The organism is Pediococcus damnosus (genome assembly GCF_001437255.1).
GTDB lineage: Bacteria > Bacillota > Bacilli > Lactobacillales > Lactobacillaceae > Pediococcus > Pediococcus damnosus.
Genome location: NZ_JQBD01000020.1, coordinates 1 through 19,526, shown reverse-complemented (window position 1 = coordinate 19,526; position 19,526 = coordinate 1). Strand labels below are relative to the sequence as shown.

Annotated in this window: 19 protein-coding genes; 10 read left to right on the top strand and 9 right to left on the bottom strand. The window is 37.3% G+C overall.

Features of this window, described 5'->3' with window-relative positions:
- Window positions 1–15: 15 nt before the first annotated feature.
- Genes IV84_RS04180 through IV84_RS04170 form a run of 3 tightly spaced genes read right to left on the bottom strand, consistent with a single transcriptional unit; the run spans window position 16 to window position 2,368 of the window.
- A complete protein-coding gene (locus IV84_RS04180; protein ID WP_046870737.1) occupies window positions 16–780 on the bottom strand; it encodes a YibE/F family protein in 765 nt (254 codons plus the stop codon).
- Window positions 777–1,895 carry a YibE/F family protein gene (locus tag IV84_RS04175; protein WP_100077854.1) on the bottom strand — a complete coding sequence of 373 codons (1,119 nt, stop codon included), beginning with the start codon at window positions 1,893–1,895 and terminating at the stop codon, window positions 777–779. The genes IV84_RS04180 and IV84_RS04175 overlap by 4 nt, the downstream gene beginning before the upstream one ends.
- A 44-nt stretch (window positions 1,896–1,939) precedes the next feature.
- On the bottom strand, window positions 1,940–2,368 hold the full coding sequence (locus IV84_RS04170) for a GNAT family N-acetyltransferase (protein WP_046870739.1): 429 nt from the start codon (window positions 2,366–2,368) through the stop codon (window positions 1,940–1,942).
- A gap of 188 nt (window positions 2,369–2,556) precedes the next feature.
- On the opposite strand from IV84_RS04170, the gene IV84_RS04165 reads away from it, so the two are divergent.
- The gene (locus tag IV84_RS04165) at window positions 2,557–4,716 is read left to right on the top strand and encodes an LTA synthase family protein (RefSeq protein WP_046870740.1); all 2,160 of its coding nucleotides are present in this window, start codon (window positions 2,557–2,559) and stop codon (window positions 4,714–4,716) included.
- A gap of 77 nt (window positions 4,717–4,793) precedes the next feature.
- Here IV84_RS04165 and IV84_RS04160 read toward each other — a convergent pair whose 3' ends face one another.
- Genes IV84_RS04160 through IV84_RS04150 form a run of 3 tightly spaced genes read right to left on the bottom strand, consistent with a single transcriptional unit; the run spans window position 4,794 to window position 6,754 of the window.
- Window positions 4,794–5,777 carry an NAD(P)/FAD-dependent oxidoreductase gene (locus tag IV84_RS04160; protein ID WP_046870741.1) on the bottom strand — a complete coding sequence of 328 codons (984 nt, stop codon included), beginning with the start codon at window positions 5,775–5,777 and terminating at the stop codon, window positions 4,794–4,796.
- 2 nt (window positions 5,778–5,779) lie between these two features.
- Complete coding sequence (locus IV84_RS04155) at window positions 5,780–6,223, bottom strand: hypothetical protein (protein WP_046870742.1); 444 nt, start codon at window positions 6,221–6,223, stop codon at window positions 5,780–5,782.
- A 57-nt stretch (window positions 6,224–6,280) separates the two neighbouring features.
- Complete coding sequence (locus IV84_RS04150; protein ID WP_046870743.1) at window positions 6,281–6,754, bottom strand: NUDIX hydrolase; 474 nt, start codon at window positions 6,752–6,754, stop codon at window positions 6,281–6,283.
- Between the two features lie 299 nt (window positions 6,755–7,053).
- On the opposite strand from IV84_RS04150, the gene IV84_RS04145 reads away from it, so the two are divergent.
- Together IV84_RS04145 and IV84_RS04140 are read left to right on the top strand one after the other, a co-directional pair.
- The gene (locus tag IV84_RS04145; protein WP_056986154.1) at window positions 7,054–8,013 is read left to right on the top strand and encodes a nucleoside hydrolase; all 960 of its coding nucleotides are present in this window, start codon (window positions 7,054–7,056) and stop codon (window positions 8,011–8,013) included.
- A 145-nt stretch (window positions 8,014–8,158) separates the two neighbouring features.
- Window positions 8,159–10,156, top strand: coding sequence for a cation:proton antiporter (locus IV84_RS04140; RefSeq protein ID WP_046870745.1), 1,998 nt, complete (start codon window positions 8,159–8,161; stop codon window positions 10,154–10,156).
- A gap of 65 nt (window positions 10,157–10,221) precedes the next feature.
- On the opposite strand, the gene IV84_RS04135 is transcribed toward IV84_RS04140, so the two are convergent.
- A complete protein-coding gene (locus IV84_RS04135) occupies window positions 10,222–11,157 on the bottom strand; it encodes an alpha/beta hydrolase (RefSeq protein WP_046870746.1) in 936 nt (311 codons plus the stop codon).
- Between the two features lie 266 nt (window positions 11,158–11,423).
- On the opposite strand from IV84_RS04135, the gene IV84_RS04130 reads away from it, so the two are divergent.
- The 4 genes from IV84_RS04130 (at window position 11,424) to IV84_RS04115 (ending at window position 15,151) form a co-directional block, all read left to right on the top strand.
- Complete coding sequence (locus IV84_RS04130) at window positions 11,424–11,849, top strand: helix-turn-helix domain-containing protein (RefSeq protein WP_046870747.1); 426 nt, start codon at window positions 11,424–11,426, stop codon at window positions 11,847–11,849.
- Between the two features lie 40 nt (window positions 11,850–11,889).
- Window positions 11,890–12,741 (top strand): hypothetical protein, encoded by an 852-nt coding sequence (locus IV84_RS04125; protein WP_046870748.1) that lies wholly within the window; start codon window positions 11,890–11,892, stop codon window positions 12,739–12,741.
- Window positions 12,742–13,196: 455 nt separating this feature from the next.
- The gene (locus IV84_RS04120) at window positions 13,197–13,970 is read left to right on the top strand and encodes a hypothetical protein (protein ID WP_056986153.1); all 774 of its coding nucleotides are present in this window, start codon (window positions 13,197–13,199) and stop codon (window positions 13,968–13,970) included.
- A gap of 554 nt (window positions 13,971–14,524) precedes the next feature.
- A complete protein-coding gene (locus IV84_RS04115; protein WP_046870750.1) occupies window positions 14,525–15,151 on the top strand; it encodes a VTT domain-containing protein in 627 nt (208 codons plus the stop codon).
- A gap of 244 nt (window positions 15,152–15,395) precedes the next feature.
- Here the strand turns inward: IV84_RS04115 and IV84_RS04110 are convergent, their stop codons facing one another.
- Together IV84_RS04110 and IV84_RS04105 are read right to left on the bottom strand one after the other, a co-directional pair.
- Window positions 15,396–16,040, bottom strand: a complete 645-nt coding sequence (locus IV84_RS04110; protein WP_046870751.1) for a L,D-transpeptidase — start codon at window positions 16,038–16,040, stop codon at window positions 15,396–15,398.
- An 8-nt stretch (window positions 16,041–16,048) separates the two neighbouring features.
- A complete protein-coding gene (locus tag IV84_RS04105; protein WP_046870752.1) occupies window positions 16,049–16,507 on the bottom strand; it encodes a hypothetical protein in 459 nt (152 codons plus the stop codon).
- Between the two features lie 766 nt (window positions 16,508–17,273).
- Here IV84_RS04105 and IV84_RS04095 point away from each other — a divergent pair.
- The 3 genes from IV84_RS04095 to IV84_RS04085 all read left to right on the top strand — a co-directional run bounded on the left by IV84_RS04095 (window position 17,274) and on the right by IV84_RS04085 (window position 19,466).
- Window positions 17,274–17,732, top strand: coding sequence for a universal stress protein (locus tag IV84_RS04095; RefSeq protein ID WP_056986151.1), 459 nt, complete (start codon window positions 17,274–17,276; stop codon window positions 17,730–17,732).
- Between the two features lie 71 nt (window positions 17,733–17,803).
- Complete coding sequence (locus IV84_RS04090) at window positions 17,804–18,688, top strand: RluA family pseudouridine synthase (protein WP_046870755.1); 885 nt, start codon at window positions 17,804–17,806, stop codon at window positions 18,686–18,688.
- Between the two features lie 31 nt (window positions 18,689–18,719).
- Complete coding sequence (locus tag IV84_RS04085; protein WP_056986150.1) at window positions 18,720–19,466, top strand: NADPH-dependent oxidoreductase; 747 nt, start codon at window positions 18,720–18,722, stop codon at window positions 19,464–19,466.
- Window positions 19,467–19,526 lie beyond the last annotated feature (60 nt).

The following is a 19,526-nucleotide window of genomic DNA, read 5'->3' as shown; positions in this document are numbered from 1 at the left end:
TAGTTACTAATTTATTTACTTACGGACACGACTTTTTCGGCTGACTTTTATCCGCATCACCCACGTTGTGATCGGAATCGTTAAAATAACCCCAATAAACGAAATCAAAATCATCAAGAGTTCTGACACAAAGATTTTATTATTTAAAAGTTCTCCAAACGTATAACTTAAACGTTCAAACCAAATGAACAGCCCTAAAAAGCCACCAAAGAAGCCAAAAAACAACGTATTAAAGGTTGTCCCAATAATTTGCTTGCCAATCCCCATTCCATCTTTAAAGAGTTGTTGAGCCGCTATATCAGGATTCTGAGTTAGAATTTCTCCTAATCCTGCTGAAATCGCCATTGCGGCTTCAGCTATAGCTCCCAAACTACTCAAAATTGTGGTTGCAATGCTAACGTCCAAGAATTTGATGCCAACTAATAACGACAGTCCTTCCAAATCTTCGGTATTTTCATTTCCAAAACCTTGAACAGTAGCCCAATGTTCAACCGGAATGATAAGGATCACAATCACAACCATCACCAACATTGATCCATAAAATGCTGTTTCTGTTGTAACCGGGTCATCATCTCCCAAATAAATCGTTACCGCCAAAATAATTGTTGCATTTAACAACGTAACGCCGATAATTGGAAAATCTAATCCGATTAAAACCACCGTCATAAAAATAACAGAAAAGTTGATTGCTAAACTTAAAAATGATTTTAAACCTTGTTTACCACCAACAAGCAACATAAGTATAAACAAAATGAGGATCAAAACTGAAATAGTATTCAAGCCCGATCACCTCTTTTTAGAATGCTGCTGGCAAACCAACTAGCAGCTGGAATTGCCAAAACAATCCCAATGCCACTTACCAAGCTTTGAACCATCCCTAACGACATATTCATCGTAAAAGAATACGCCCAACTATTTCCATTTCTCAAATATAGAACCATCATGCCAAACGTGTCAGCCATAAAAATCAAAAATAAAACATTGATTAATGGTCCCATGATTGACTTACCAATTTCACGGCCTGAACGGAACAATTGCCATCGCGTTAAGTTTGGTGTCTCACGATGAAGCGCAAATAAACTAGAAATAATATCTGTTGATTCATCCATAACAGCCCCAAGGGACCCTAGAATTGTTTCAGCCAAAAAAACCGTTTCCGGATTTTGTGTCACATATTCCATCGTTTCAAAATGGAGTCCCTGTTCATGGGTGACGGCAAAAACAATCAGGGTGATTACCACTGATCCGACTGTCCCTAATATTGTAGCTCCAAAGGTCACAAGCATTTGTTTAGTTTTACCGAGCACCAAAAATAGTGTGAGGCCCGCAAATACAAATGCTAAAACACTAAAAATAGTTAAAACATTGGTTGCTTGCAGATACACATCTAACTTAATGGCCAAAAAGAACAAAACACCGTTTAATAGCACACTCATCAAAGCCATAAACCCACTGAATTTCATCGTTAACAGCAAGAGACTAATTGCTAACCAACTTAGAAACACAATGACGGTATCACGTTTCATATCTGTAATCGTTCCTTGAAGCTGTTTTTTGGAACCCCTTTGAAGATGCAAAAATACTTGCTGATTTTTCCGATACGGTTGATCCATTGCGTTGGATGCCGAAAATGTATTTTGTACTCGCAATACTTTGCCACGATTTTTTCCATTCAAAATACGAACGGTAAGAATTTGCTGTTGTTCAAAATCATGATTGTGAAAATTATCCACTTGAGAAATACGCTTCTGATCTGTAACATGAGTCACTTGCGCAACTGGTGCTTTATACAACAATGCGTCGTGTTGCGTCAGAAAACATAAAACTCCACCAAGGATTAAAACTAATAGGATCGTGATCCAGCTCACTTGATGTTTGGGTTTAATTTTACTCACAATATATTCATCTCAATTCACTTTTAATTAATTTACTCATTTCTCTAAAACTCTTTAACCATCTTATGATGTGGGATTCCCGCCTCCATAATTTTATCACCAACGACTGTATAACCATTATTTAAATAGAATTTTTGCGCTTGGTCTTGAGCAAATAACCAAACCGCCTTGCTTTGACTGCCTTTAGCATCCTTTTCAATTGCTTGAAGAATCTGTGAAGACAGTCCTTGATGCCGAAATGCTTTTATTGTACAAACTCGTTGCACTAAAGTTCCTTCATCTGTTCGCATCACTCTGGCTGTCGTCACGGGTGCTTGATTCACATATCCTACATAGTAGCGGCAACGACTTTCATTTTCATCTTGTTCAATTGAAGGATCAATATTTTGTTCTTCAATAAATACAGATTTTCTTATTTCCATACCATCTTCATAAACAGTCCCGTTGTTTCCATATGCTGACTTAATTTTCATATAATCACCTATTCATAGTTTCCTTTTTATTTTGAATTATAATCCTTTTTCCCCTTGCACAGGCAAACTGAACTTAAATTTAAGAATTTGCTTAATAAAGTTATGTTAAAATGTACTCTATATTTGTATTTATGAATTAGTACAAAACTTAAAACAAAAATTTACACGGGAAGGTCAGCAATTTAATTATGAAACGGTTTATCGCAAGAATTAACACCCGAATGGGATTCTTCTTTTTATTAGTATTTCTTTTTTGGTTGAAAACACTTCTTGCTTATTTCGCCGATTTTTCTCTAGGCGTTACAGGCATTTATCAATGGTTTATCCTTTTAATTAATCCATTGGCAACCACCTTTTTATTGTTTGGACTGGCGCTTTACGTCAAAAAGGCCAAAATCTTTTACCCCTTGATCTTATTAATTGATTTTGGTAATACGCTATTGCTTTATTTAAACGTTATTTACTATCGTGAATTCACCGATTTTATGACAATCAATACAATGCTAGGGTATTCCAAAGTCAATCAAGGATTAAGCGGTAGCTCCCTCGCCTTAACTGAGCCTCATGATTTACTGTTTTGGCTAGATATCGTCATCATTTTAGTCTTAATGCTGATGCGCAAAATTAAAATGGACCAAAATCCACTCCCAAAAAGAATTGGTTTCCAAGTGACATCACTTTCTGCCTTACTTTTCGGATTTAATTTATTATTTGCTGAAATCGACCGTCCACAACTGATTACGAGAACTTTTGACAGATCTTACATCGTTAAATATTTGGGGATTGACACTTTTACAGTCTACGATGGTGCCAAAACTGAACAAACAAGTAAAATGCGTTCCAGTGCAACCAAGAGTGAATTAAAGAACGTTGAAAAATATGTGCATGGCCATTATGCCAAACCTAATAAAAAATATTATGGTGAGGCCAAAGGCAAAAATATCATCATAATTCATCTCGAAAGTTTCCAACAATTTTTAATTGATGACAAAATTGAGGGCCAAACTGTCACACCATTTTTAAATAGTCTCTATCACAGCAAGAGTACCTACTCGTTTTCTAATTTCTTTAACCAAGTTGGCCAAGGAAAAACAAGTGATGCTGAAAACATGCTGGAAACTGGAACATTTGGATTACCCCAGGGTTCGTTGTTTGCCCAACTTGGTAGCGATCAGACGTTCCAAGCAGCTCCAGCCATCTTAAAACAGAAACAAGGCTATTCATCCGCCGTTTTCCATGGTAATGTGGCTAGCTTCTGGAACCGTAATAATGTTTACAAAAATATGGGTTACCAATATTTCTTCTCTGCCAGTTATTATGATACTTCAGGTGATAAGGCAACTGGTTATGGTCTCAAAGATAAGCTTTTATTTAAGGACTCAATTAAGTACTTACAGACTTTGCAACAACCATTTTATGCCAAGTACATCACCGTTTCTAACCATTTTCCTTTTGATTTAGATAAGGAAGATTCTAATTTTAAAGTACCAAATACCGGAAACACTTCGGTTAATAATTATTTCCGAACTGCTAATTACCTTGATCAATCAGTCAAAGAATTCTTTGCTTTTCTAAAGAAATCAGGGCTTTATGATAACTCTGTGATTGTTTTATACGGAGATCATTATGGAATTTCTGATTCTGCAAATAAAGATTTGGCTAAGACATTTAGTCAGGATCCTAGCCATTTTTCTTCATATGGTAATGACCCTGCTGATAATTGGGACGACTGGGATGACACCCAACTGCAAAGAGTTCCGTTTATGATCCACGTTCCCGGAGCTAAAAACGGTGGAATTCAGAAACAGTATGGTGGCGAAATTGATGTGCTACCAACCTTACTTCATTTGGTAGGCATTAATTCAAAACCTTACATGCAGTTTGGGACGGATCTTTTCTCTTCTCAGCATGATCAAGTGGTGGCTTTCCGAAATCAAGATTTCATTACGCCAAATTATTCTTCAGTCGGTGGGACCATTTATAACAATGCAACTGGCCAAATTGTAACGCCAACTGGGGCCCTGAAAAAACAAATTACCAAAGATCAAAAAGCGGCGACAACGCAACTTACTATGTCTGACTCTTTAAACGAGAAGAACTTGCTTCGTTTCTATACACCTAAAGGTTTCAAGAAGGTTAATTCTGCAAATTATAATTATTCAGACGGTCTGCAGAAAGAGCTCGCTATTCAAAAGAAATTAGGGTTGAAATCAACCTCAATGTACTCTAAGAACCGCGATCGTTCACTTGAAGATCTGTATAAGACAGATGCTCCTGAAGCAACTCATTCAAAATCGAAGAGTAATCGAATCGAAATCACAAATCCAGACTCTACTTCTGGTAACTAAATTAAATCGAAATATCTAATAAAAAATTCTAGTTTTTCAGGCGATTATCGCTTAAAAAACTAGAATTTTTATTTTGTCTATAATTCCATGGATGTACTATGCAAGGGACCTCGTCGATCTGGATAAAGTTCCTTCATAATTGCACTCACTGCCATTGGTCCTTCCGCAAAAGCTGTCGCAATCAAATCTAGCTTGCCATCATAATCCACGCCATCCCCAATTGCATAAACTAACGGAACATTAGTTTTCATTTGGCGATCGACCGTAAACATGCGGTGTTGTTGTTCGGGCTGGATATCCCATTGCCGAATGGTTTTATTATTCGAAATAAACCCATAATTCACAACTACATCATCCACTTGTTTTTGGAGAAGGTGCTCCCCTTTGACCTCTTTCATCGTTAATAACAACTGATCATCAGCTAATTCAATTTGTTTTAATAAATAAGGCGTTAATAGTTCAACAGTGGACTGTTCTAGAAGCTTGACACTATGTTCCATCCCGCGGAATTGACTGCGTCTGTGCATCAAATAAACGTGTTTAGCAACCTTTTCAAGCATCAAAGCAGTATCGATAGCTGAATCTCCGCCACCCGCAATCAAGACGGTCTTATCCCGAAAGCGTTCTGGATCAGGAATTGTGTAAAAAACGTGCTTATTTTCTAGCTTGTCTGCACCTTCTACCGCTAACCGTCGCGGACTAAAGGCACCCACACCGGTTGCCACAATTACCGCTTTTGATTGATAGTTACCCCGATTAGTCGTAATTTCAAAGTCACTTTTCTGCTGACTTAAATTAGTGACTATCTCGTTTAAACGAATATCAATTGGTAACTGTTCTACTTGTTTTTGAAGGTGATCAATGAGATCAGTAGCCTTTATTCCCATAAATCCCGCCACATCATGAATATATTTTTCAGGATAAAGTGCACTGACCTGGCCACCTAATTGCGAAAGGCTTTCGATAATTTGAACTTTGGCTCCGCGTAACCCACTATAAAAGCCAGCAAACATCCCAGCTGGGCCACCACCGATAATTGTAATGTCATAAATTTCAGACACGTTTATCCTTCTTTCTTTTTTGAAGATAACTGTTTAATTTGGTAATAAGTAAATGCCCCAAATATGCCTAGGATTGGTGCAATTAGATAGATAAAAAAGTACTTAAACAAAGAACCAATCATGCTAAAAAGAAAATCATCACTTCCGTGCGTACTCCAGGCTGGTGCGTACTGAATTTGAGCAAAACTTTCGCCATTCTTTTCAAAAGACCTACGCACAAAACTTTTGTTCTTTTGATTTTGTTTACCCTTCTTTAATTTTACCTGACTGAAATAAAAAGCCCAAGGGTAAAAAAAGATTAAATTAAACAGATTTACCCAATCCCAAATTACTATTTCATTTTGAAAACCATTGGTATTTTTTAAATGAGAGAACAAAAAAATGATAACGAAATACAATAGCCCAATTAAATATGCTTTTAAATATAGTTTTATTAACTTTTTCAAAAAAGCACTCTCTTTTCTTTTGGGCTAAGTCCTTATTCACCTATTGTACCTTTATACTCATCTATCAATCGGATAATATTGCTCAAAAAAGTCATTTATCATATCTTTATGTTGTTGGTTCACTATTTTAATTTGCAAAATTTTATCTCTTGAAAAGAAACGTAAATCTAATGTTTCTGAACTATCAATAGAATACTCCTGTTTACCGGATTTCAAACCCACTTCAAATAACGATGTGACAGTCTGGGCAGTATCACCATTAGGATAAGAGTCAAAGTATTTTGAATACATTCCTAATAACTTTGAAGGTTGTATATTCAAACCAGTTTCTTCTTTAAATTCTCTCTTTAAAGCTCCATAAGCAGATTCTCCTACCTCCAGCGCCCCACCAGGTAATCCCCATTTATTTTCATCACTACGTTTTTGTAATAGAATCGCATTTGCATTGTCACTTAAAATTCCTGCAGAAAAGTTTAATATAATTTTCTGATGTCCAACTTTACTTCTAATCCACTTAATATAACTTGCCATAGTAATCCCTCTTTAGTTAAGAATATAAAACTCTTCAAAATCACTCAATACCTATTTAGTGCAATGGAGGTTTTAGCGCAAGAGTGTGAAAATGTAACTTAGCGATTTTTGCTTAGTTACATGGGAGACTGACAAGATCCACTTTTTTCTCTCAGAAAAAAGTTAGCTTGGCAGCGAACCTCACACGGCCCAAGCGCTAAAACCGGAATGAAACGATTTATTATCCGTTTCAACAATTGTATTTATCACCATTGTTTCGTATGATTAAACTAATAACAATAAAATTTGGGAGACTTCTCATGGCAACACGTAAAATGATCTTAGATTTAGATACTGGTATTGATGATGCAATGGCCATCGCCTATGCAGTAGCAGCTCTAGATGTTGATTTAATCGGAATCATCGCCTCATACGGAAATGTTTTAACACCATTATCCGCTCAGAATAGTTTGAAAATTCTTGAATTGTTAGGGCATTCAGATGTCCCAGTTTACCTTGGTGAATCTCATTCCTCAACGACTACTCATTTTGATGTTATGCCGATTAGTGCCCAAATTCACGGTAAAAACGGTATTGGCGAAGTCCCATTGCCAACCCCAAAACGCGAACCAGAAACTGAATCTGCGGTAGATTTTTTAATTCAATCAGCCCATAGTTATGGTAAAGATTTAACCGTCGTGCCAACTGGTCCCCTAACTAATTTAGCAAAAGCTTTAAAACTTGCTCCCCAGATTCAAGACGAAATCGGTAATGTCACTCTCATGGGTGGCGCATTAACCGTTCCCGGAAATGTTTCTCCCGTTGCAGAGGCTAACATTAATCAGGATCCACATGCTGCTGATCAAGTCTTTGAAAGCCACCTCAATATTACCATGGTTGGCTTAGACGTCACCTTACGAACCCTGCTAACGAAAAATGAAACTGCCCAGTGGCGGTCATTAAAAACTGAAGCTGGTAAAAAGTTTGCAGACATTGTTGACTATTATATCGATGTTTACAAGATCACCAGCCCGCATTTACATGGCTGTGCACTTCATGATCCATTGGCAGTTGGCGTCGCATTAGACCCATCTTTAGTTTCAACTCTGGATCTTAACATGTTCGTGGATACAACAAAAGAAATGTGGGGCCGAACCATTGGCGATCCCGCACGCCTTACAGATAAGAATCCAAATGTTACCGTTGCGTTAACGGTTGATCAAGATAAATATTTAGCACGCTTTATGGATTATCTTACTAAACTTTTTGCTGAAAACTAAATTTAACTATTTTCGGGCTCTTGTAAATAAACCAAAATTTGGTTTTGTTTGCAAGGGCTATTTTTGATGAACAGACCGTTGACCACAATTATTTTGAGAACGCTATGGTAAACTAGAAATAGATTAATTTTTAGGAGTGAACATTATGGAAGTTGTGATTCTAGTTTTAATTCTTGTGGTCGCTGTGCTCATTTCCAATGTAATTGCCAGCAAAGTTACACAAGTTCCACTGGCTTTTATCGAAATTGCAATGGGCCTATTAATGGCCTTTGTGGTTCCTTTTTATCGCCATTACACAATGAATCCTGAACTTTTTATGTTAGCCGTTTTGGCGCCATTGATGTTCTACGAAGGTCTAAATACCAATATGCGAGCCTTACGTCGTTCTATGTCAACAACCTTCTCGCTGGCCGTCGGGTTAGCACTCGTCACAATCAGTATTGTCGGGGTAGTGGCCCATTTAGCACTCAGTGAACTAGCCTTACCCTTGGCGTTTGCACTAGCTGCCATTATTACCCCAACCGATGCCGTTGCCGTTTCTTCTGTCACTGCAAACATTGCAATGCCTGAACAGGCTATGGAAACTTTAAAAAACGAATCTCTTTTTAATGATGCATCTGGAATCGTGATCTTCGACTTAGCTTTACAAGCATTTACCACAGGAAAGTTTTCTTTTACATATGGCTTTTTTGATTTCTTATATGTCTTTATCGGTGGGCTTTTCTTGGGCCTTGTTCTTGGAAGCTTATTAGTTTCTTTACGAACATTTTTAATTAATCATCGAATGGATAATTCTTCAGTCATTGTAACGCTTGGTATATTAACACCATTTTTGGTCTACTTTGTTGCCGAAGCCATTCACGTTTCTGGAATCTTAGCAGTTGTGGCCGCTGGGCTGGTCCATGGTGTCCAGCAAGGCCGTTTACGCCTAACCTCCACCAAACTTCAAGTCGTTGGAAATACCACTTGGGAAGTCCTTGCCGACAATTTAAATGGTTTTGTGTTTGTTTTACTTGGTGTTTCGCTGCCAACCGTTATTTCTGACATTTCCTATCGAAATAACATGTTTTTGTTGTTTTTAACCGGATTAGCAGCCTTACTTTATGTCATCATGACTGTCTTACGTTACCTATGGGTTCGCTTCGGCTTAGCGACGGTTCGGGTTCGTCCTGCGTACAAGAATACCAACTCTTGGATTATCGCGCTTAGCGGCATTCACGGAACCATTACATTAGCGATGGCCTTCTCGTTACCATTAACCTTTCACGGGGTGACATTTCCTTATCGAAATGACATTTTATACATTGCAGCCGTGGTAATCGTTTTGAGTATGTTAGTTCCAACGATTATCTTGCCCATTTTGCTTCCAAAACAAAAACAGCCTTTCTCACAAGCAGACGTCAAGAGAACTCGTAAACAAATGATCAATTACACCATTAAAAAGATCAAAGATTTAAACCAAAACCCACTAGAAACTCAGGCCGTAATTGCAACGATTCATAGCCAAAATCGGCCCGAAGTTGTTAAGAACAGACGAATTTTAAAACAGCTGTTTGCTCAGACCCGGGATGTGGAGAATGAAGTTCTCACTGATATGGTTGCGAATGGTGACATTACCGAAAAAGATCGACGTCTCTATCAACGCACAATGTTTACCCGAGATTTTCATTTAGATAATAGTCTTCTTCGCAGTATCTGGCTTCAAATTTCTTATCGTTTTGTTTATACCATCAAACGAATTACTCATGGTAAAAAGCTTAAAAATCGTCAGCAACAATTTGCCCATAATCCAGCATTATCCAAAAAGTTTAAGAGTAGACGTGAACTTCTTGCCCAAATTGAGGACGAAACCTCTCAAGAAATTTTTAAATACCTACGAAGCCCTAAAGTTAACAAGGAAAGTAAAACTGACATCTCAATTGTGCAACGTTATTATCGAGAACGTCAGCGCCGCTATCAAAATAATAGTGACAGCAATGAGATTCAAGAAGAACTATTTATTAATGCATTTCAATTTGAATATAACTTCGTTCAAAATCAGTTGAGTGAAAACAAAATTACCAGGGAACTTGCGAGTGCTCTGTATGAGCAGATTTCAAATGATGAACTTGTTTATATGCAAAATGATGAACTTTATGATTAAAATACAAATAGGATTGAAACTAAGAATACGTACAAGTCTTCTAGTTTCAATCCTATTTTAATTATCTATTTAACATATTGAGCTAAGAACTTTTCCACTGTTTTAGTGTACAGTTTTGGCTGTGTCGCCATCGATTTTGCGTGAGCTGCACCCTTTACAATCAAAAGTTGTTTTGGCCCCTTATCCGCCCGATATAATGGATAAACCATCCTTGTCGGCACAAACTTATCCTTACTTCCATGAATAAACAGCATCGGTCGATGATTTTTAGCCACCTGCTTTAATGCACTCGCCTCTTTAAAGTTATAGCCAGCGCGTAACTGCGTAATGCCACTAACAGATGGGACGAGCGGCCAGTATGGCAAATGGTACATCGTTTTGGCCTCATACGTAATTTCGTCATTAACTGACGTGTATCCGCAATCTTCAACATACGCTTTTAATTGCTTAGGAACATTCTTCTCACCACTTACCATCATCGTTGTGGCGCCACCCATACTGACTCCATACATGACAAGTTGTTGATTCTGGCCATTGCGCTTAAGTAACAGGTTCATCCATTTTATGTAATCTAGTCGATCAGGCCAACCGAAACCAATATAATTTCCTTGACTATCCCCCTGACCACGATCATCTGGGACTAAAACGTTATAGCCCATCTTATGAAACATGGCCGCTGAAGCACCCATTTTTGTTTTGTCATCCATAAAGCCATGGGCAATCACCGCCGTTTTGGTACTTTTACGGGCCGCCGGAATGTAATAAGCATCAAGTTTTAAATTGTCCGTTGCAGAATTTTCATGCCAAACTTGTTTATGAACCCTTTGATACCAACTCTTCTGCTGATACAGTGGATCACTTTTCTTCAAAGTCGTTGTACTACTCAAAAAATCTTTATGCCCAGGAACTACAGCCACATGATAAAAATACGAAGCCGCCCCAATATCGATCACCACTAAAGCAGCAATTATAATTAAAAACCATTTCCAAAACTTTTTCACTAATCTCATCCCTCACACTTAGATTTGAAAAGTATAACGCTTTTCTTTACATTCTTCTGCAATTCCTTAATTTACATAAAATATCTAACTCTGTGATCTACGCTAATCATTATGAGGCTCCTATTTTACCCATCTTGAACGTTTTTTTATCCAGGTGTGACACATATAAAGAACTGTCTCACCTAAAAAAGACAAAATTCACCACTCAATTCACTTAACGGCGCGTGGTTATGCTAAAATTGACATAACAGAAAGGGAGTAATCATATGTTTCCTGAAAGACTTCGTGCACTCCGTCATGGCCAAAACATCACTTTGGAACAATTGGCAGCGGATTTAAATAAACAATATCCCGGATCTGATGAACGGGCAAATACTTCTTCTCAAATCGGCAACTGGGAACGTGGCGTTCGAACGCCTTCTTATATTGAGATCCGGAAATTAGCCGAATATTTTGATGTCACCATGGATTATTTGAGTGGAAAATCTGACCACGATGAATATGACCTTGGAAAACTATTCTTATCTGGTAAACAACTTTCCTTCAACCATAAGCTTCTTACTAGTGAAGACCGTTATGGTTTATTTCAATTAATTGAAGGTTACTTGCATGGTAAGAAGCGTCGTACAATTCACGACGAAAACGATCAACAAGAAGAATTAGACTTAGGTCTAGACGACAATAAAAAATAAGCTTACCCCGCGGTCGAAAAAATCAGAATGGATTGATAGTTTGAATTCTAAAAAATTAAAAAAGCTCCGGCATCAAGCCAGGATTGGCAAGAAACAAGAGCAAGAACCAGATTATATTCAACAAATAAAAAAATTTGATGACTTATTTCAAGAATTTCCCCAAGTTACTTTTTTAACCCATAACGTTTTGGAGAGTGATCGCTTAATTTCACAGAATTTACTTCCGCAATCATTGCCTTTACTGCAAATTCCAGATGATTTTCAAGACACAATTTTTCAAACCATTCTGAAAAAATATCCAATGGGTGATTCTACCGGTGATAAATTGTGGAATAAGTACTCAGCAGCTTTACCAAAACTAGATAAGTTGTTGCGAACATATCGCGATTATTTAGAAGATCGTTATGGTATGTGGGCTTACATTTCCGCACCCTTTATTAAAGATCTAGCACAGTTTCTCAATGGTGCCCCAACTCTTGAAGTGATGGCCGGCAATGGCACGATATCTGCAGGCTTACAAGAACTAAAACAGCCAGTTTTTGCGACTGACAGCAAAGGTTGGATTGCAGAAAATGAAACTGGAAAACACTCGGCCACAAAAATTGAAAAGCTTGATGCTTTAGCAGCCTGGAAAAAATATCAAGATCAAGTTAAGTTTGTCATTATGTCCTGGTCACCTGATGGGATTCCAATTGATTGGCAACTGTTGCAAGAAATGCGCCAAACTAACCCTGACGTCATCCTCATATGTATCGGTGAAAAACTAGGTAGTTCTGGTAGCAAGCCATTTTGGCAAGGGGCACACTATGTTAAGCCAAAGGCTACTGAAACACTGAATCACCATTTTTCTCATTTTGATTTAGTTCATGATCAAGTCTACTTAATCCAATAAAAGGGCGTAAAAAAAGGCTGAGACTAATGTCTCAACCTTTTTTGAACGGTACTTGATTTCTCAAATAGATCTCGCACGGTTCACACATGTTCAATCAGATACGCCACACAATCCGGTGGAAGAAAAGTATCCCGTTCCAAGCAAACCACTAGCCACTCGTAAGTGAAATAACCGAAGTTATCTGGTTTTTACTCGACTCATCGCATAAATTTATAATACCACAGTTTATCGTTTTTGCAAACACAATCATATGTAACACAATGAAATGCCAAATTTAACGCCTATCAAGAAAACTATTCATGACTTTGAATAATTTTTTGTCCAATTTTTTCTACCTCACTGTGTGAATAGTATTTACTAATTTAATTTTTCTAATGACACATTATGTCATCTAGTATTGATATAATCGCTGTATGTTAAAACAGGTTTTACAATTATATTTGGAGGAGTGAAAAATGAGAATTAAACAACTCGTTATAGATACGGTTATTGCAGGAGTGGGAATCTTGTTATTAGCTGGATGTTTAACTAGTTCCAGTAGTAGCAAAAAAAATAGAGTATCTATTACACAGCAAGGTTCATTTGTTCCAAACAAGTTTGCCATAGCAAAAGCAATCAATTCAAACAAGACATACGTCTGGTATATGGCAGAGCAGACTTTATATGACGCTAACAAGCTAAATTCTAAGTATATTATAGATGAAATATTAGTTTCCAAGAATGGAAAATTAACTGATTATTCGTATGTACCATATACTGATGGTATGAATGAAAGCCCCAACGGTGATCCAAAACTTAAGGACACAGTTCGTACAATTAAAGATGTGGCAAAGAAAAGTGATGCACAAGTTATTGCAATGGCAAAAAGCGATTATCAATCTAATCGAAGTGCTTTAGCAAAAGCCAAAATAAAGGTGCCCTCCACACCAGTGGTAACTAATTTTCAAGAAGGTATAGATGGTAATGACCTAGAAATTACATTTAGTAACCTGCTTGATGGTAGTGACGGCCGTAGTGATGAGCTTAACTCAGATGGATACCGGGGTATCTGGGAAGGCGACAGATGTGGATATGATGGTAATCCATATCATTCTCCCAAGATTGACGGTACATACTTTGGTGGCCTGTATGATGATGATCAGGGTGCTTTTGTAACCAAGGTTAATAAGGATACAAAAATTACAATTGATCCAAAGGGAACAAAAAATGTTAATTATGCTGAATATTAGTTTTGCTATGCAAAGACTATTAAAAAGATACAAAGGGTTATTCGTAGGTTCGTAATAGCTCTTTTTTTGTACCCTTTCATTATCATGCAAGGGAAATGTGACACATAGCATCATTAATAAAGATAATTATAAAATAGTTGAAATTTAATGAACAAAAACTGCGTTGAATTGGGTACGCCGACATAGTTTATATATTTTTATTTCACTGATAAATTATTTTACGAGTAAGTTGGATAGCTTTTCGTTTTTTTACGTAGTCTTGCCGACTTAAATCCAAATGTTTGCTGAATTTCAAAGTGTCCAACTACTCCAGTAAGCATAGTGCCTTTTAAATATTGATAGATGTCATCTGTAATTATTATTAAGAACTCTTCTATTGGTAAATTAATACATTAAGTATACTTACGTTTAATTATCGTAACTAACCGTAAGAGACTAACTTTAATTAGCCACACATATAACTAACCAAACATTATCTTCCAAACACAACCCTAGTCTTTTACGCATTTTCATTATATGATTAAGGTAGCTTTTTACGGGAATGGAGTTCCATCATGTTAAATGAAGTCATTAATTTCTTATTACACCCATTGGCTTATATCGTACCAATAGCCGATAGATTAAACGGTTGGATTTATTTATTCTTATTTATTTGGATTTTTTTGGAAACAGCTTTTGTCATTTTTTCATTTTTACCAGGACAATCAGTACTGTTCTTAACCAGCACCATTGCTGCTAGTCCGCACTCAGACTTAAATGTTGTGTGGTTATTCATTGTCTTTTTAGCCGCCGCGACCATTGGTGCCGACATAAAGTATCATCAGGGCGCAACCTTAAATGAACGTTCCAAATTATCACGAGAAATTCAGTCGTCAGATCAAATGGAAAAGACTCAGCAATATTTTGATCGAAATGAAAAGAGCTCATTATTGTTGTCTCGTTTCATTCCATTCATTGGCTTGTTTGTACCCATCATCGCAGGTAATTCTGATATGAGTCTCCGAAAATTCAACAAACTAAATTTTCTTGGCGCTTTAATCTGGGTTGGTGCTTGCTGTTTAGCTGGATTTTATTTAGGATCAACGCCATTTGTCCAAAAATATTTCAGCCTCATTTTCTTATTATTAGCAATTTTGCCAGGTTTAGTCAAAAAAATATTCCAACTACTCTTTCAAAAATAGATTGGCTTAGTGTTTTGCCTGATAAATCTCCCAACTATGCCAAGCAACCAGAATCACCACATAAAAAACCGTTACACTGATAATTTTAGGCCAACTCAAAAAAACAATTCTTGTAAATAAGTATCCGATAAGACGATATAAAATTAAAAGGAGAAAAAGGCTCAGAATGCTGATTCCGGCATCTTAATACCATTTTCTTTTTTTGTTTAAAAATACGCGAATTTTATTTTTCATGACTTAACTCCTAATGAATTACAACCTTTGTCCCCTCTTGAACATTGTTATACAACCATTTAGCATCTGGAACAGCTAACCTTATACAACCGTGCGAATTAGCCTCTTTACCAAGCCTTTTGGCCTCTTTCACAATAAACTGCCCCTTCGCATTAGTTGGAACTGTGTGAAATAGGTAAACGCCATGATCCTTCCACGAAACATAATACTTAGCACCTTCCTTTGACTTCGCATTATAAAAGAAGGTCCCCCGTTCAGCCTGAATATGATAAGTCCCAGTTGGTGTCGGGGAACTCTTGGAACCTGTAGACGCATACATAGTATATAAACGGGTTTTATTATTAAAAATATAAACTCGTTGTTTGGCAATCGATACTTTTATCCAGACGTTTTTATATTTCTTTAAGTCTGGATAATCTTTAGTTTCAGATGACTTTTTCCAATTAACGGCCCGCATATAAGCTGGTCGTTTCTGTTTCTTTTTCGCCTTTGATTTCGAATTTGTTTTCTTTTCCTTTGGCAAATTAGAAACAGAAACTTGATTAGAATTCTGTTGTTTCGTATTAGTGGCTGCTGGATGGAATCGCAAACTGATTAAAAAAACAGCGAGAAACAGCACCGCAGCCATGGATAACATTTTAACTAAACGACTCATAGACACCTTTACTCCTGTTTTGTTTTATCTGGCTCTAATTTTTCAAATTGTAACTTCATCCAGTCCGAAATATTTTTATAAACATCTGCATCCCCGGCCAAAAAATCATCCACTGTTCCCATTAAATCAATTCTTAAATGAGAAGCATTAATATCTTCTGCTTCAAAAATTGCATAAAGTTGAAGATCATATTCCGTATCAGCATTTGTTAATTGCTCTATTTTATTTGGATAATTGTAGGGTAAATTAATAATGTTCGTTTGAAACTTACACAAAACATCCTTTTTAATTGTAACCGTGGCTTCCACTGCAGTCGGTTTCTTTAGGCTCTTTTGTAAATAACTAAAAACCGGAGTTAAAGCATTATTAGGATCTTTTTTTAGTTTTGTACTGGTAATCTTAAATGTTTCTCTTTCAATCTTTTCGCCTGTAATACTTTCAAGTAAATCACTTGAGTTAATTTTCAATTTGACCACCGTCCTAATATTGGTTAAAGCTTACTTACATAGTGTAACATCTCAATAAAAAGTTACAACTACATTTATATTTCAACAAGAAAAAACGCCAAACTAATCGAAATTAGCCTGACGCCTTAAAATTACTGGCGGTATTTGTATCGCCATCATCCATAACTACATTGTAACCGTATTCTTTCTAAAAGTATAACAATTAGTTCTAGTTAATGTATTTTTGCTCACTCTTAACTTTTACCTTCCGTTCCGGGGAATTTTTTTCGCTGAGCCTTAGGACAATTCCACAAATCAGGGCCATGAAAATAAACAAGGTTACTACTACTCCGGATTATTGATGATTTTCGTGCCAAAAATCTTCTTTCCTTCGGTCGTTGTCGATTCTTGTGGCACAGTTCTGCCGCAAGAACTCGCAGCGGGATACGATCCCGCTTCCACCTCGCACCACTTTTTTATTTCCTGTAGATTCTAGGACAGCTCGGTAAACCAGAGATATAAATATAGACACGACTACAATGGGATTGCGATCCCGCCTCCGTCGCATCACCGTTCTGCAATTTTCCGCTGAGCCTTAGGACAATTCCACAAATCAGGGTCATGAAAATAGACAAGGTTACCAGCGGGATACGATCCCGCTTCCACCTCGCCTATTTTCATGGCCCTTAACGATTTGTTCCATTCACTTTGAACTAAAACATTTACATTTCTCTCAAAAAATGATATAGTATTCATAGGAACCCATACGAAATGGAAGGTGAGCAACATGTTACAACAATATAAAAACATTTTAGCTCCAATTGATGGCTCAAAGGTTACAGATACCGTTTTAAAAAAGGCAATTGAAGTTGCCAAACGGAATGACACCCATCTTGATATTCTAAATGTTCTTGAAGTTAACCAATTTAGTGACACATATGTGGGCGCCGTTAGTGGCGACGTTATCTATAAACTATCAGAAGATGTCCAAAAACGTTTAGCGGAACTGAAGAAACAAGCTGAAGATGCTGGCGTAAAAGACGTAAGTGTCCATGTTCGTTTTGGTAACCCCAAACCAGTCATTGCAACTGAGTTTCCAAAGGATCACCATAATGAATTAATTATGATTGGTTCAACCGGATTAAATGCCTTAGAACGTTTGATGGTTGGCTCCGTAGCTACTTATGTCAGTCGAAATGCCGTTTGCGATGTTTTAGTTGTAAAACCTGAAAAAGAAATTAAATAACTTTAGAATTACAAAACTAAAGGGCCAACAAACAATGGTTTGCATGGCCCTTTTGTATTGGGGTGATTTTTATGAAATGGACTTATACTCGCATCCTACCAGATAATTTTCAACAAACTTCCTTACGACAGCTTCTTCAAAAAAATTGGGCCCTTTCCAAAAAGGAAGTTCATTTTTTGCGTACGGAAAAAACCGTCTTGGTGAATCATCATTATCAACCTATGAACACCATTTTGGTCCCAAATGATCAAATTGAACTGACCTTCGACTCACATAACTTTTCAACCCCCACTCCGAGCTTCTTACCGGATAGTACTGCGAATTTGCAAATTTTGTTTGAAACGAATGACCTTATCATTGCCAACAAAGCTGCGGGAGTAAAAACTCATTCCAATCAACCTAATGAAACTGGCAGTTTAATGAACCACCTCGCTGCTTATTTACAAAATAAAGATGGCCATCCTTATAATGTTCACCGTTTGGACCAACAAACGAGTGGTGCCATTCTAGTAGTAAAAAATCCCGTTTTAATTCCTATTTATAATCGTTTCATTAAAACCAAAGTGGTGCAGCGAACCTATTTGGCCGTTGTCCAAGGTAAATTTCAGCACGCACATGGCACAATTTCACTACCGATTGGTGAAACACTATACGACAAACGGCAACGCGTGGTGAATGGCACACAAGCTGCCATGGCCGTCACCAAATTTAAAGTTCTTAAAGAATCAGATCACCAATCCTTGCTAGAAATTCAATTACAAACGGGTCGTACCCATCAAATTCGGGTCCATTTTGCGAGTTTAGGACACCCTGTGATTGGCGATCCGTTGTATAATCCTCAATATCACCCGGGAGAACGACTAGCTTTACATTCTTGGAAAATTGGCTTTCCACTGCCATTCTCGAATCAAACCAAATGTGTAACTGCACCGATTCCGGATTATTTTCACTTTTAAACTTTAGTTTTATAGAAAGAAGATTATCATTTTGCAAAACAACGAAACGTTACATTTACTTACGCACCACCGTTCCATTCGCCATTTCAAAAATCAACCAGTACCCCAAGATACTATCCAGGCCCTATTAAATGCCGCCCAGCGCACTTCTTCAAGTATGTTTATGCAACAGTTTAGCGTAATCAGTGTGACTGATCCCGAGCTGAAGAAACAACTCGCTGAAATCACCACTTACCCATTCACAAAAAGTAGTGGCCATCTGTTTATTATGATCGCTGACCAACATCGAAACGAATTTATTGGTCAAGAGGCAAAAGTTAGTACACAGCTTCTTCATGATGGTGATCGAAGCTTGGCTGCTTTTGACGACGCGACGCTTGCTGGTCAAAGCATTGTGACCGCTGCTGAAAGTATGGGTCTCGGAGCAGTCATTTTAGGTAGCATTCTAAATGATGCCCAACAAGTTATTGATCTCCTCCATTTGCCAAAATTAACCTTTCCTGTATTTGGAATCGCCATTGGATATCCCGATGAAAAACCGGATTTGAAACCACGGCTGCCATTAAAGACCGTTCATTTTGAAAACTATTATCAAGAACCTGATCAAAAGTTACTAGACGATTATGATCAAACCATCCATGATTACTATGCCCAGCGTGGATCTAACAATCGTTCCGAAACTTACCGGCATCACATTTTGCATGACATGCAGGTTAGTCCTAAAAAGCGATTCCAAATATTGGCCGTTTTAAAAAAACAAGGATTTTTTGAGAATTAATTAGATTCACTCAAAAAAGGACGAAAATCAAAAGGATCTACACTTTCTGGTATTGGTGAA

Bases quoted from the DNA above. Each gene is read 5' to 3' on its own strand.
- IV84_RS04170 (WP_046870739.1), bottom strand. From the start codon at position 2,368: ATGAAAATTAAGTCAGCATATGGAAACAACGGGACTGTTTATGAAGAT.
- IV84_RS04165 (WP_046870740.1), top strand. From the start codon at position 2,557: ATGAAACGGTTTATCGCAAGAATTAACACCCGAATGGGATTCTTCTTT.
- IV84_RS04150 (WP_046870743.1), bottom strand. From the start codon at position 6,754: ATGGCAAGTTATATTAAGTGGATTAGAAGTAAAGTTGGACATCAGAAA.
- IV84_RS04145 (WP_056986154.1), top strand. From the start codon at position 7,054: ATGGCAACACGTAAAATGATCTTAGATTTAGATACTGGTATTGATGAT.
- IV84_RS04140 (WP_046870745.1), top strand. From the start codon at position 8,159: ATGGAAGTTGTGATTCTAGTTTTAATTCTTGTGGTCGCTGTGCTCATT.
- IV84_RS04130 (WP_046870747.1), top strand. From the start codon at position 11,424: ATGTTTCCTGAAAGACTTCGTGCACTCCGTCATGGCCAAAACATCACT.
- IV84_RS04120 (WP_056986153.1), top strand. From the start codon at position 13,197: ATGAGAATTAAACAACTCGTTATAGATACGGTTATTGCAGGAGTGGGA.
- IV84_RS04115 (WP_046870750.1), top strand. From the start codon at position 14,525: ATGTTAAATGAAGTCATTAATTTCTTATTACACCCATTGGCTTATATC.
- IV84_RS04110 (WP_046870751.1), bottom strand. From the start codon at position 16,040: ATGAGTCGTTTAGTTAAAATGTTATCCATGGCTGCGGTGCTGTTTCTC.
- IV84_RS04095 (WP_056986151.1), top strand. From the start codon at position 17,274: ATGTTACAACAATATAAAAACATTTTAGCTCCAATTGATGGCTCAAAG.
- IV84_RS04090 (WP_046870755.1), top strand. From the start codon at position 17,804: ATGAAATGGACTTATACTCGCATCCTACCAGATAATTTTCAACAAACT.